The sequence below is a fragment of the Falsibacillus pallidus genome (assembly GCF_050990905.1).
In the GTDB taxonomy this organism is placed as follows: Bacteria; Bacillota; Bacilli; order Bacillales; family DSM-25281; genus Falsibacillus; species Falsibacillus pallidus_A.
The window spans coordinates 2,990,250-3,004,096 of sequence record NZ_CP158866.1 but is presented as its reverse complement, the minus strand read 5'-3'; the positions used below and the strand labels follow the sequence as shown (position 1 = coordinate 3,004,096).

At 42.9% G+C, this 13,847-nt stretch carries 13 protein-coding genes; 10 read left to right on the top strand and 3 right to left on the bottom strand.

Annotation, left to right across the window (positions count from 1 at the left end):
• The first annotated feature begins 155 nt into the window (after positions 1–155).
• Complete coding sequence (locus tag ABTV07_RS15750) at positions 156–1,787, top strand: putative polysaccharide biosynthesis protein (RefSeq protein WP_433743841.1); 1,632 nt, start codon at positions 156–158, stop codon at positions 1,785–1,787.
• A gap of 240 nt (positions 1,788–2,027) precedes the next feature.
• A complete protein-coding gene (locus tag ABTV07_RS15745) occupies positions 2,028–2,741 on the top strand; it encodes a pseudouridine synthase (protein WP_433743838.1) in 714 nt (237 codons plus the stop codon).
• A gap of 115 nt (positions 2,742–2,856) precedes the next feature.
• On the opposite strand, the gene ABTV07_RS15740 is transcribed toward ABTV07_RS15745, so the two are convergent.
• On the bottom strand, positions 2,857–3,078 hold the full coding sequence (locus ABTV07_RS15740; RefSeq protein WP_433743835.1) for a DeoR family transcriptional regulator: 222 nt from the start codon (positions 3,076–3,078) through the stop codon (positions 2,857–2,859).
• Between the two features lie 417 nt (positions 3,079–3,495).
• Between ABTV07_RS15740 and pepV the strand changes: the two genes are divergently transcribed.
• Entirely contained in the window at positions 3,496–4,911 is a 1,416-nt protein-coding gene (pepV, locus tag ABTV07_RS15735; RefSeq protein ID WP_433743832.1) for a dipeptidase PepV, read from the top strand.
• A 40-nt stretch (positions 4,912–4,951) separates the two neighbouring features.
• Complete coding sequence (dat, locus tag ABTV07_RS15730; protein ID WP_433743829.1) at positions 4,952–5,815, top strand: D-amino-acid transaminase; 864 nt, start codon at positions 4,952–4,954, stop codon at positions 5,813–5,815.
• A gap of 180 nt (positions 5,816–5,995) precedes the next feature.
• On the opposite strand, the gene cysK is transcribed toward dat, so the two are convergent.
• Positions 5,996–6,925 (bottom strand): cysteine synthase A, encoded by a 930-nt coding sequence (gene cysK / locus ABTV07_RS15725; protein WP_433743826.1) that lies wholly within the window; start codon positions 6,923–6,925, stop codon positions 5,996–5,998.
• 163 nt (positions 6,926–7,088) lie between these two features.
• Between cysK and thpR the strand changes: the two genes are divergently transcribed.
• The 5 genes from thpR (at position 7,089) to ABTV07_RS15700 (ending at position 12,728) form a co-directional block, all read left to right on the top strand.
• Positions 7,089–7,673 carry an RNA 2',3'-cyclic phosphodiesterase gene (gene thpR, locus ABTV07_RS15720; protein ID WP_433743823.1) on the top strand — a complete coding sequence of 195 codons (585 nt, stop codon included), beginning with the start codon at positions 7,089–7,091 and terminating at the stop codon, positions 7,671–7,673.
• Positions 7,674–8,648, top strand: a complete 975-nt coding sequence (locus ABTV07_RS15715; protein WP_433743820.1) for a nuclease-related domain-containing protein — start codon at positions 7,674–7,676, stop codon at positions 8,646–8,648.
• Positions 8,648–9,565, top strand: a complete 918-nt coding sequence (locus ABTV07_RS15710; RefSeq protein WP_433751296.1) for a diacylglycerol/lipid kinase family protein — start codon at positions 8,648–8,650, stop codon at positions 9,563–9,565. Before ABTV07_RS15715 ends, ABTV07_RS15710 begins: the two co-directional genes overlap by 1 nt.
• 12 nt (positions 9,566–9,577) lie before the next feature.
• Positions 9,578–11,722 (top strand): type I pullulanase, encoded by a 2,145-nt coding sequence (gene pulA, locus ABTV07_RS15705; protein ID WP_433743817.1) that lies wholly within the window; start codon positions 9,578–9,580, stop codon positions 11,720–11,722.
• A 232-nt stretch (positions 11,723–11,954) separates the two neighbouring features.
• Positions 11,955–12,728, top strand: coding sequence for a phosphotransferase family protein (locus tag ABTV07_RS15700; RefSeq protein ID WP_433743814.1), 774 nt, complete (start codon positions 11,955–11,957; stop codon positions 12,726–12,728).
• On the opposite strand, the gene ABTV07_RS15695 is transcribed toward ABTV07_RS15700, so the two are convergent.
• The gene (locus ABTV07_RS15695) at positions 12,725–13,003 is read right to left on the bottom strand and encodes a YtzH-like family protein (RefSeq protein WP_433743811.1); all 279 of its coding nucleotides are present in this window, start codon (positions 13,001–13,003) and stop codon (positions 12,725–12,727) included. The genes ABTV07_RS15700 and ABTV07_RS15695 overlap by 4 nt on opposite strands.
• Positions 13,004–13,159: 156 nt before the next feature.
• On the opposite strand from ABTV07_RS15695, the gene trmB reads away from it, so the two are divergent.
• The gene (gene trmB, locus ABTV07_RS15690) at positions 13,160–13,807 is read left to right on the top strand and encodes a tRNA (guanosine(46)-N7)-methyltransferase TrmB (RefSeq protein WP_433743808.1); all 648 of its coding nucleotides are present in this window, start codon (positions 13,160–13,162) and stop codon (positions 13,805–13,807) included.
• Positions 13,808–13,847: the final 40 nt, after the last annotated feature.

The following is a 13,847-nucleotide window of genomic DNA, read 5'->3' as shown; positions in this document are numbered from 1 at the left end:
AACACCTTTTCCTTTCCTCGAAAACAATACACTATGCCTGTTATTTTAAAGAGGTATGGCAAAAGAAGCAATCTTTGACGAATAAATTGTCATTTCCCGTCGTAAGTTGTAAACTACTACTAGTGTTTTTTATGTTGAACTCAGGAAGGGATCATATGTCTTCTAAATTAATTCGCGGAACTTTTGTATTGACTTTGGGAACGATTTTATCCAAGGTGCTCGGCCTTTTTTATGTCATCCCTTTTTATGCAATCATCAATAAAAGCGGAAATGGCGAGAGCGCAATGCAGCTCTATCAATTCGGATACGTGCCATATACAATCTTCATCAGCGTTGCCACTGGCGGTGTACCGCTTGCTGTTTCCAAATACATCGCCAAATATAATGCAATAGAGGAATACGCGGTCGGCAGAAAATTATTTAAGTCAGGCATATTGCTTATGCTGGCCACCGGATTCATCTCCTTCTTAATCATGTATATTTTCGCTCCGTATTTTGCCGAATTTGTCATGAAGGATGCAGGCAGCAGCAAATATTCAGTTGCAGATGTATCTGTAGTGATTCGCGCGGTAAGCTTTGCACTGATCATCATCCCGTTCATGAGCTTGATCAGGGGGTTTTTCCAGGGGCATCAATCAATGGGGCCTTCGGCTGTTTCACAAGTGGTGGAACAGCTGGCGAGGATTGTATTCCTTCTTGCAGGTGCATACGTGGTTCTATATGTCATCAAAGGAACGATCGTTTCAGCTATCAGTGTAGCCACATTTGCAGCCTTCATCGGCGGGATAGCCAGCCTGATTCTTCTTCTCTGGTACTGGAAGAAAAGGAAGCCATTCTTAGATGAACTATTGAAGGAAGATAAAGGGACGCTTGATATTTCTGTAAAGGATATGTTCAAGGAAATCATCGTATATGCGATTCCTTTTGTACTCGTCGGAATTGCCAACCCGCTTTATCAGCTTATCGACCAAATGACGTTTTCAAGGGCAATGTTTGAAATTGGCAAGGCTAAAGAAAGTATGGATGCGCTCGGAACCTTGAGTTTTACGGTCCATAAGCTTGTCATTATCCCGGTTTCATTGGCAACAGCCTTTGCATTGACGCTTGTTCCTTTGATAACGGAATCCTATACGACAAATAGTATAAAAACCTTGAAGCGTCAGCTGGACCAGACATTCCAAGTCCTTCTTTTCATTACGATGCCTGCAGCAATCGGGTTATCCCTTTTGGCAGAGCCGGTCTATACAGTATTCTACAGCCACAGTGGGTTTGGTACAGGGATTTTAGCGAATTACGCCCCGGTTGCGATTCTGTTTGCCTTATATTCAGTGACCGCTGCCATCATGCAGGGAATCAATGAGCAGAGGTTCACGATTCTAAGTTTGCTCGTAGGGCTGTTAGTGAAGCTTGCATTGAATATCCCTCTTATCAAACTCTATCAGACAGAGGGGGCTGTTTATGCAACAGCCATCGGATATACTGCTTCCATCATCATTAACCTGGTTGTCATAAAAATATTTGCCAACTATTCATTTAAACTCGCGATCAGGAGGACTATCCTTATTACAGCCATGAATGCGGTAATGGCTGTCATTGTCATCCTGAGCTATAAGGGCATCACGCATCTATTAAATCCGGCAGTCAAATGGCAGTCCCTGGTGATTATCCTCATTTGCGGAGGGATCGGGGCTGTTGTCTACGGCTACCTTGGATTAAGATCGAAACTGGCAGATAAACTATTCGGAAGCCGCCTCTTGCGCATTAAACAAAAATTGAGGATATCTTAAGAAATAAAAAAGCGGATTCTAGGCTCTAGATTCCGCTTTTTCTAAAGGCTCTTTTTTCAAAGTTTGTGCTTTTGACATTAAAGCCGGATAACTAGTGCAATCTAAACAGAAAGTTTAGCTGGAAAAGAGCCTGGATACTCCATTTCAACGTGCCAAATAACTATTTTTACGTTAAAATCGGCATTAAGATTTTAACAACAATGGCTACGAAAACTGCCTTACTGAAGGGAAGAGATTCATTTGAGAATAGATAAATTATTAGCTAATGTCGGATACGGCAGCAGGAAAGAAGTAAAGAAACTCTTGAAGACTGGCGGCATCAAGCTGAACGGAGAAGTAGTCAAAGACGCTAAGATGCATGTAAATCCAGAGGAAGATGCTGTAACAGTGAACGGTGAAGAAGTCATATATAAAGAAACCGTTTACTTTATGATGAATAAGCCTCCCGGAGTGGTTTCCGCTACGGAAGACTCCAGGGATGAAACGGTCGTGGACATTCTTGCCATGGAGGATGCTGCAAGGTCCCCTTTTCCAGTGGGCAGGCTCGATAAAGATACAGAGGGTCTGTTAATCTTGACCAATGACGGCCATCTTTCACACCAGCTCCTGTCCCCGAAGAAACATGTCCCCAAAACGTATTTTGCTGTCATTGACCAGGAAGTGACAGAGGAGGACGTTAAGGCGTTTGCAGGAGGGGTAACGCTGGATGATGGCTACCATACAAAGCCGGGCATTTTGAAAATCCTTAAATCAGGCATCACATCGGATATTGAATTGACCATCACTGAGGGGAAATTCCATCAGGTGAAGAGAATGTTTGAATCTGTCGGCAAAAGAGTCATATATTTGAAGAGGATTTCAATGGGGCCGATCGCCTTGGATGAAGATTTGGAACTCGGGGAATACCGTGAATTGACGGATGAAGAAGTAGAAAAGCTAAAATCGAATGAATGAAGCCGTAAAGGGGCTGGTCCATGATGTGCAGTGCACATATGGACCAGCCCCTTTAAAATTATGTCGATATTAAATTTCAGTATGAGCCTCTTGAAAAAGAGATTCCTTTAGTGTTTCACGATGACATCTTAACTCGCTTCTCAGTGGTTGACCATTTTCCCCGGCTTGGACTTTCAACTAGATTATTATATTCTAATACATTTAAGTCTCTTTGAATGGTACGGGGTGTAATTCCGAATTCATCTACTAAATCCTGAGTAGATACAGTACCATGGTCTTTAATGAACATATACACTGATTTAATCCGGGTTAACATTCGGTTTGTTGAAGGTTTCAAAAAACCACTCCCTCATCATTTTACCTTTGGCAAAGATTACGGACGGCTTCCTAGAGTAAAGGTAAAACCTTTAATCACCTTGCAATAATGATCTCCGAGCAGACAACTCCTTTACGATTCACGATTATTTTTTTCTAAGATGTCAGACACCTATATTGTACTCCTACTAAAAAAAAATATCTAGGAAAATGCTGAATTTTACAAAAAATTAATATGTTTCCAACATTCACCTTTATTTCTTTAATAGTATGAAGCATCTGCCTGGAAATATGCCTTTAACCGTTATTTATCCATTTTTCGGGGAAAGGAAACATATTATCATGTGATTTACTATTTTTATGGATGGGCAAGTTGTCTTTTAATGTTTGTTAGTAGTAACATACATTACATATCGATTTATTGGAAGGAGTATGATTAATGACAAATATCAATTGGATGGAAGAAGTGGAAAAGCGAAAAGAAAATCTTCTTAAAGATCTGCAGAAGTTTCTCCAAATTAAAAGTGTACTTGACGAGGAGAACCGAACAGAAGACGCACCATTTGGACAAGGGGTGAAAGAGGCCCTGATGTATCTATTGGAGCTGGGAGAAAAAGACGGTTTCACAAGCAAAAATGTTGATTCCTTCGGAGGACATCTTGAAATGGGTTCAGGGGATGAACTGCTTGGGATTCTGTGCCATGTTGATGTAGTGCCGGAAGGAGATGGCTGGACGTTTGACCCATACGGCGGGGAAATCAGTGATGGAAAGATCTACGCGCGCGGTGCAATCGATGATAAGGGACCGACTATGGCTGCCTATTATGCCATGAAAATTGTAAAAGAACTTGGACTTCCTCTCTCAAAAAGAGTAAGGATGATCATTGGGACGGATGAAGAAAGTGATTGGAGATGTGTCGAGCATTATTTCAGCAAGGAGGAAATGCCGACTATGGGATTTGCTCCGGATGCTGATTTCCCTATCATTTATGCCGAAAAAGGGATTGCAGATTATGATTTAGTTTGGAAGTCCTCGGATGAATCCATTGCATCGTTCATGACCGTTAAAAAATTCGATTCAGGCAGAAGATACAATATGGTTCCTGATTTTGCAAAAGCTATCCTGGATGTGGAAGGGGACCATTCTGACCTCATACAGCAGTTTGATGATTACATAAAGAAATGGGAGCTTGAAGGGAAATGCTATGTAGAGAGCGGCGACCTGATTCTTGAAGTGAAGGGACAGTCTGCCCACGGAATGGAGCCGGACTTAGGAAAGAGTGCAGGACTTCATCTGGCAGATTTCTTAGCTGATTTTCAAATGGATGAAAGTGCTGGATCTTTCATACAATTTATCCAAAAGACATTTTTCCAGGATTCAAGGGGCAAAGCGCTGGGCTTCGCTTATAGTGATGAAATTACAGGGGATCTGACGATCAATGTCGGTAAGCTTCGCTATGAAGCTGGTCAAGGCGGAAGACTTGGACTGAATATGCGTTATCCGGTTACATTCGATCTGGATGAAAAGAAGGAAGCTGTGTGGAAAAAGCTTGAGGAACAGGGGATAGCGGTCGAAAACTTCTCAGACTCCAAACCACATCATGTGGAAGAAAGCGATCCACTCATTCAGAAGCTGAAGAAAGTCTACGAAGAGCAAACTGGTGAGAAAGCCGAGTTAATCAGCATCGGCGGAGGAACCTACGCCCGTTCTTTGAAATCTGGAGTGGCATTTGGGCCGCTTTTCCCGGGAAGACCGGATGTGGCCCATCAGAAGGATGAGTATATGTTCCTTGAAGATCTGTTCAGAGCAACTGCATTATATGCACAGGCAATCTATGAGTTGGCCGGGGAGTAAAAAAGCAGATAAAAACATTTGGTAGAGATGGGGGAGCAGGATGGAAAAGGTCATCATTAATGGGGAACTTATTGAACGCAAGGATGCAGTAATGGATATCGAAGACAGAGGCTATCAATTCGGTGATGGCATTTACGAAGTCATCCGGGTTTACAGCGGCAAAATGTATACGGCTGAAGAACATCTGAAGCGTCTTTATAAAAGTGCTGAAAAGATTGGATTGAAAATCCATTATCAAAAAGATGAAATCAAAAGTCATGCAGCAAGTCTCATTGAAGAAAACCGACTCGACACCGGGATCATTTATATGCAGTTCTCCCGGGGGATTGCCCCAAGGCAGCATGCATTTCCTCTAGAAGATACAGCATGCTCATACATCGCTTATACGAGGGAAATGCCAAGGCCTGAGGCAATGCTTGATAAAGGGGTTAAAACCCTGCTGGTCGAGGATATACGCTGGCTGAGGTGCGATATCAAAAGTTTGAATCTGCTGGGCAACATTTTAGCCAAGCAGAAAGCTGCTGAATCGGATTGCTACGAAGCCATTCAGCATCGCGGGGAAATTGTGACGGAAGGATCGTCCTCCAATGTATTCATCGTCAAAGATGGAACCGTCATGACCCATCCTGCAACCAATCTGATCCTTAACGGGATCACGCGCCAGGTTATCCAGAAACTGTGTGCGGAAAATGCTGTTCGATTCGATGAAAAGGAATTTACAGTTGAACAGTTATTAGCGGCTGACGAAGTGTTCCTAGGGAGCACGACCTCCGAAGTCATGCCTATTATCCAAGTTAATCAAACGGTGATTGGTGGAGGAGTGCCGGGAACGGTGACGAGAAAACTGCAAGAGCTGTTCTCGCAGCATATCCAAAAGGATTGCACACTCCTTCAAAACATATAAGAAAAGAGGATGCCCATTTGTCCTTCGGGCATCCTCTTTTTGTTGTTTATAAGTTAATCGACATCCAGCTCCAGCGCCTAGCCCCTCGAGATCATAAGCCGTACCTCTACGGAAATCAGGATTTCCTTCGAGTTCCGTCTTATGCAGGTCGGGGCTGACCAAGGCGCTTGCGCTTTTGTTCTAAAAGTTGAACAGATCACCCGATAGATAGCGTTCCCCTGTGTCGCAGGCGATGCAGATCACAATGGAGCCTTCCGGCATGGTTTTCGCTGTTTCAATGGCTGCAAAACAAGCGGCGCCTGATGAAGGACCAACAAGGATTCCTTCTTCCCTTGCCATTCTTCGGGCTGTTTCATAGGCATCTTCATCTTTGATTTGATAGATTTTATCGTATACTTCTTGATTCAGTGTATCAGGAACGAATCCAGGGCTGGTTCCCACTAGTTTATGTTTACCCGGCTTGCCGCCTGAAAGGACTGGAGATCCAGCTGGCTCAGCGACATGGACTTGGATGTCCGGATATTTTTCCTTTAATACCTCACCAGTCCCAGTGATCGTTCCGCCTGTCCCGGCTGTTGCCACAAATGCGGAAAGAGGTTTTCCGAGTTCTTCCACAGCTTCGATGATTTCAAGAGCTGTGGTCTTGCGGTGTGCATCTGGATTGGACTGGTTTTCAAATTGCATCGGCATGTAGCTGTTCTCGATTTCTTCGCAAAGTTCCTTGGCCTTCTTAATGGCACCCGGCATTTTTTCGTCCCCCGGCGTCAATACTACTTTAGCACCGTATGCCTTCAAAAGGTTGATCCTTTCCTGCGTCATTGTATCGGGCATGACGAGGATTGCTTTATAGCCGCGGGCAGCAGCATTCATGGCCAGGCCGATTCCGGTATTCCCGCTTGTCGGCTCAATGATCGTAGCACCTTCCTTAAGAAGCCCCTTTTCTTCCGCTTGAATGATCATATTGAATGCAGCACGGTCTTTGACGCTTTTACTTGGATTATAAAATTCAAGCTTCACATATACATCTGCCCCTTTTTCAGGGTTCAGTCTATTTAATTTTACAAGTGGAGTTTCACCGATTAATTCAGCAATATTATTAACAACTTTCATGCTAAAACTTCCTTTCCTGAAGCAATGATCTCTATTTTCATCTTACTTTGTTACGGGATCTCAATCAACCGATACGCCTGAGGGCATTAGAAAATCCTTATGTGTGAAACAGTGGAAATTTTGCTAAAATATGAATAACCATTTTGAATAAAGGACGTTGAAAATGACCAAACCACATTATTTTATTGCTGTTTCCCTTCCGAAAGAAGTGAAGCAATTTCTGAAGCAATGGTGCCAAGAAAACAAAAATGTCTTCCCCTTTAAAAAATGGGTGCATTGGGAGGACTATCACCTTACTCTCGCTTTTCTAGGGGAAGTCCCCGATAGAGAGCTTCTTAAGGTGAAGGAGAATGTATCCAAAGCAATTGCAGGATTTCAACATCTCCCAACATCTGCGTCGGATCTTGGTGTTTTTGGAAACCCTGATGCACCACGGGTATTCTGGGCGGGAATCAATGTCCCTGAGAAGCTTTATAAGCTGCAGGATGCTGTCAAAGAAGCGGTTGAATCAACAGGATTGCAAGTGGATAAGAAGCCGTTCAACCCCCACATAACATTGGCCAGAAAATGGGAAGGGCACGAAATGTTCAGCAGCGATGAACTTCGAAAAGCTTCCGAAGCAAAACTTGATAAACCTTCGTTTAGTATTTCCGAAATCAATCTCTATCAGACACATCTTGATCGGATTCCTAAATATGAAGCAATAGAAACCTGGTTTCTTAAGGAGACAGCAGAGGGGGAGAAATAAATGGCGCAGCTAATTAAACTTCAAGACTATATTTCCCGATACGAAACGGATATCTATCGGTATCCGACTCAATATATCCGTTTGAAAAAGCAGCATTGGGACAAATGGAAGCAAGAATGGATGGACCACAAAAATGGCGATGCCGAATATCTGAAACTGCAGGAATTCAAGGAAATGGTCGAAGGAAAGCAGGGGATTTTTGACAAGGTCAAGGATTTTTTCAGAAGGGAACAAGACGGAGAGGAAAGCAATGTCCTTTTTCATACGGAAGATGAGGTTCCTGCATTCTCGTTTCATTCTAATCAACTTTTATCAGAAAATGAGCTGAAGCAGGAATTTTTGAATCAGCTCCTTGCCTTTCAATTGAAATGGGCAAGCTCGACCATAACAGCGAAATCCTTTATAGATGACAAGTATTTTGACGACACGAAGCTTCGTTTTTTGCTGCAAAGATTCCCTGATTCTTTTCTCGTCTTATATGAACCTGTTTTCTTAGTGAAAAATGCACCGGTAGATATGGATATCATGATTGCTACACCCACTGCCATTTGGTGTCTGACATTTTTGGAGGGTAATCAAGATGCTGTCTATATAGGATCTAAAGAGCACTTTTGGGAAAAAAGGGATGGTAATAATTCCAGTAAAACGCTGAATCCGCTTATAGCATTGTCCCGAATGGAAAAAATTATTGCCCGTATTTTTCAACATCATCAAGTGGAGTTTCCTATTAAAAAAGCGGTTGTGTTCAGGAATGGCTATATTGACTATCCAAATGTCCCATACGATACTGCTCTGTTGGATAAACGGACGTTCAATGAATGGTTTGATCAGCAGAGGAATCTCAATTCTCCCATTAAACATGTGCAGTTAAAAGCCGTGCAGGCTCTATTGGAGCATACCAATACTGTGGGCTTCAAACGGCAAGGATGGAATGATGAAAATAACCTCCTGATAGATGAGGAGGAAATGGATTGATGGCCGCATTGCATTTCATTGTCAACCCGCAAGCGAAGAATGGATATTCCCTAAAGATTTGGAACGAATTGAAAAGAGAGCTGCAAAGCACTCCACATTCCATCCATTTCACAGAATCTCCCAAGCATGCCACTGAACTAGTTTATGAGATTGCCAGAATGACAGAAGGCCGTGCAGTGATCACAGCTGTCGGCGGTGACGGAACAGTCAACGAAGTAATCAATGGGGCGGTTGGATATGAAGGGATGAAGGTGGCTTATATACCTGCTGGATCAGGCAATGACTTTGCCAGGGGATACAGCCTCCCGAATAACCCAAGGGCAAGCTTGAAACGCATACTTGCATCATTGGAAGAGGAAGGAATGGAGTTGGATGCCGGTTCATTCCATACATCCGAGTATCCAAAAGGGCATTTTGTGAATAGTATAGGTGCAGGCTTTGATGCTCAAATTACAGTCAAAGCGAATCAATCCAACTTGAAAAAGTGGCTGAACAAGCTGTCCCTTGGAAAGCTGATCTATGCTTTTTATTTAATAAAGGAACTCCTGACCTATAAACCAGGACCCGCAGTCATTAATATTGACGGGGAAGAATTTCACTTCCCGCGGATGTGGTTTATTACGGTCTCCAATCATCCATACTATGGCGGTGGGATGAAAATCTCCCCTGCCGCGAAGCCGGATGATGGGCTATTCAATATCACTGTGCTGAATGGCTTGCCTAAATGGAAGCTCCTCACCGTTTTTATTTCTGTCTTTTGGGGAGGCCACATTCGATTCAAAGAAGTTAAGACGTTCGAAGGAAAGAACATAACAATAAAATCCAAAAGCGCCATCCCGGTCCACGCAGATGGGGAATATATCGGAAAGACCCCTGTACATATCGAGATTCGTCCAAAAAGCTGGGTGATTTTATAAGAGGTGTTAGTGATGGATCAGGAGAAGAGATTATATAAAGCATATCTGGATTCAATGGATACAGTGGCAGTCCTCATTCCCCGCCATCATCGGAACGGGGAGTCTGCCGGCTTTTGGCTTGAATCAGGAGGCAGAAGATGCAAGTTGGAAATCAGTGACTCGATGCTTCTGGAAACTGAAAAAAAGTATGTTTGCAAATTGAAGGATACCCCTCCATTTGGGCAAACCCATTTCATCGTGAATGAGTTTGGAGAAAAAACAGACCTTCAGATAGGATCAGTGATCAGGACTCCTGAATTTGATGAAATGCATTTCTTCGAAGGATCCGTGGGGTGCAGCTATTCCATTGAATCAAGCAGGTTCACCCTTTGGGCGCCGACTGCGACTGAAGCCAATCTTATTACCTTTCATCCAGAGACAGGAGAAAGTAAAAAGTCTCCAATGACCAGAGGGGAAAAAGGGAGCTGGGTGCTGGAAATCAAGGAGAACATGGACGGAGTCTTTTACAAATATGAAGTCTTCATCAATAAAGAATGGCGGCAGGCTGTCGATCCATATGCAGTTGCCGTTTCCAAAAACAGTGAATGGGGAGTCATCGTCGACTTGAACAAAACAAGAAAAGATAGAAATTCCCGCCCTGTGATCTCTTCGAATAGGGATGCTCTTATTTACGAAGTCCATATACGAGATGCCACCAGCCATCCGAAAAGCGGAGTTGACAAGAAAGGAACGTATGTTGGATTGGCTGCAAGTCCTTCTATGAATGATATTGGACAGCTGACCGGACTTGATTATATTGCAGATTTAGGCCCCACTCATATAGAACTTCTGCCATTCAATGACTTCGGGGGCGTTTCCGATGATAATACGGATAAAACCTATAATTGGGGATATAATCCCCTGTTTTTCAATGTGCCTGAAGGAAGCTACAGCTCAAATCCAAATGATCCATATTCAAGAATCACGGAATTAAAGAATATGATAGACGCCATCCACCAAAAAGGGATCGCGGTCATCATGGATGTAGTCTATAACCATGTGTACATCAGGGAAACATCTTCTTTTGAACAATTGGTCCCAGGCTATTATTTCCGCCACAATGAATTCGGCATGCCCTCCAACGGAACGGGAGTAGGGAACGATTTTGCCTCTGAACGGCTGATGGGAAGAAAGTTCATCGTTGATTCCATTCGTTTTTGGCTAGAAGAATACAATGTGGATGGTTTCAGGTTCGATTTAATGGGGATCATGGATATCCAGACGATGTGCGAAGTGAGGAAACTCGCTGATGATTTGCATCCGGGCTGTCTGATGTTGGGGGAAGGGTGGGACCTGAATACCCCTCTTCCACAAGAAAAAAAAGCTGCGTTGAAGAATGCCAAGAAGATGCCGGGAATATCCTTTTTCAACGATTTCTTCCGAGACACCATTAAAGGAAGCATCTTCGACTTATATAACCGTGGATATGCATTGGGGAGAAGCAGACTTGTCCCATATGCCATTGAGGCATTCATGGGCAGCAGCGGGTTTCATAAAGGTGTTGAAGGAATTTTCCTTTGTCCGAAGCAATCGATTAATTATGTAGAATCGCACGATAATCATACATTATGGGATAAAATCAATTTTTGCTTCCCGGATGAACTTGAGCTGAATCAAAAACGGCACAGGCTCGCTACATCCATCACCATCCTAGCAATGGGCATTCCCTTCCTGCATGCCGGACAGGAATTTTTCCGTACAAAAAAAGGCATCGACAACAGCTATAAAGAACCCGACTCCATCAATTGGCTTGACTGGGATAGATGCCTGGAGTTCCAGGATAATGTCAGCTATATCAAAGACTTGATTTCTTTTAGGAAAATGCATGGCGCATTCAGGATGAGTGATTCCTCGGAGATAAAGAAACATATTGAGATTTTTCCGATTCAAGGAAATACGGTTGGATTCCATTATCGGGATGTTGGGCATCTTGGAAATTGGAATAACATTTTCATTGTGTTGAATCCAGATGAGAAAAAGAAATTCAAACTGCCTGCTGGCATAAATGATTGGATGCTTTTAAGCAATGGGCAATCGATGTTCTTTGAGAACTTACAGTTTTCAGGAGGAAATTGGGTGGAAGCAGAAGCAATCAGCTTGATGATATTTGTAGCATAGAGCTGTGAAACCGCAGTTTTATGCTGAACGGAAGGCAATTGAAAAAGGTTAACTTGACGAAAATAGGGAAGAAACGATAAAATTTATGGAATATGATAGATTTAAGTTCATAGATTATCCACTTTAAATAGATTCAAAGTTGAAATGCAATGCACTTCAACTTTTTGTGATTTCTTGAATGATTTATTTCAGCACACATCCTACAACGAAACATAAACGAAGGTGAGTCATGTTGGAACACTTATTCGATCAAGATTGGGAAATAGTGCCCGCCGGAGGGGCTACGGGAGAAGCTTTTTTTGCTAAGCATCACGAGCAGCGGCTTTTTCTGAAGCGGAACTCCTCTCCATTCCTTGCTGTGCTGTCTGCAGAAGGAATTGTGCCGAAGCTTGTTTGGACCAAGCGGATGGAAAATGGCGATGTCATTACTGCTCAGCATTGGCTAAGCGGGAGGGAACTTGATCCTGATGAGATGCTGCAAGATCGTGTAGCAAAGCTATTAAATAAAATTCATATTTCCAAGCCTTTGCTGACGATGCTTGAACGACTTGGCAAAGTCCGTTTTGAGCCAGAAATGATGCTGGCTGAAGTGGAGACCACGCTTGATTTTGATTTATTGAAACTGCCTAAAGTGAATGAAGCCATTTCTTTTCTGCAGGAAAACATCGACTTCATTCAGTTCGATGAATATGTGGTCTGCCATGGGGATGTCAATCATAACAACTGGCTGCTTTCGGACCGCAACCAGTTGTATCTGATTGATTGGGACGGAGCGATGATCGCTGACCCTGCCATTGATATAGGAATGCTCCTATATTGGTACATCCCAGAGGACAAATGGGAGGACTGGCTGCAGCAGTATGGAATGACCTTGACTGACAGTCTTAAGCTCAGGATGAAATGGTATGTGGTTTCCCAGACCCTGCTCTCCATCCAATGGCATAAAGCCAAGGGACGCTTCCATGAAATGAATCACTGGCTGGAATACCTGCAGTCCATTCTTTAAGAGTAGCTGTTCATATCATTCACCCATTGGGAAAGGTTATCCTGATACCCATTGATATGATCATTTAAATTGGGTGCACTAATGCCATTATGGCTATAATCATAAATTTGCTGTAAAACGGGCCTTATATTATCTGAAATAGCGGTATTTGCCATTAAAGATTTCACCAAACGCTCCACTTGCTCACATTCTGAAACTGAACCGCAACAATCTGTCTGATGGTTGCTTAATATATCTTTCAATATCTGCATTTGATGTTCATACGTAAGCGGCATCGAATCATTCCTTTCAAAAAAAGAATTCATGGTTATTCTGTGGATTCTTTTTTTATTTATTCATACTCGCTTATCGTTGGATCTTTAAGAGTACTTGCGCGAAATGGATAAGCATGGTATTGTTTTCAACGATAAAAAGGAAAATGAGGTGTCAAGATGCGTGTACGAAATAAACCTTGGGCAAAGGATAAAATAGAGCAAAATCCTCAATATGTTGTAGCGAATCCTGAAGAACACCGCGGAAAATGGTCCGAAATCTTCGGCAATGACAACCCGATCCATATTGAAGTAGGCACAGGAAAAGGGCGATTTGTGACAGAAATGGCAAAAGCAAATCCTGATGTGAATTACTTGGGGATTGAATTGTTTGAGAGCGTCATTGTGACTGCTTTGGACCGCATCATCGAGGAAGAGCTGACAAATGTGAAGCTGTTGAACGTCAATGCTAAAAATCTGAAGGAATACTTCGCAAAAGGCGATGTTGACAGGGTCTACCTGAATTTCTCTGATCCATGGCCAAAGACAAGACATGCGAAAAGACGTCTGACATATAAATCGTTCTTAAAGATTTATGAAGATATCCTTGTTGATGGTGGAGAGATCCATTTCAAAACAGATAACCAAGGGCTTTTTGAATACTCCCTTACAAGCTTTTCCGAGTACGGCCTGCTGCTGACATACGTCAGCCTTGATCTGCACAACAGCGGATATGAAGGCAACATCATGACCGAGTACGAAGAAAAATTCGCAGCGAAAGGCCAAAGAATCTACCGCAGCGAAGCAAGATATCAAAATAAAAAGTGATCTATGGAGGAGTTTCCTGATTGAAGGGGGCTCCTTTTAT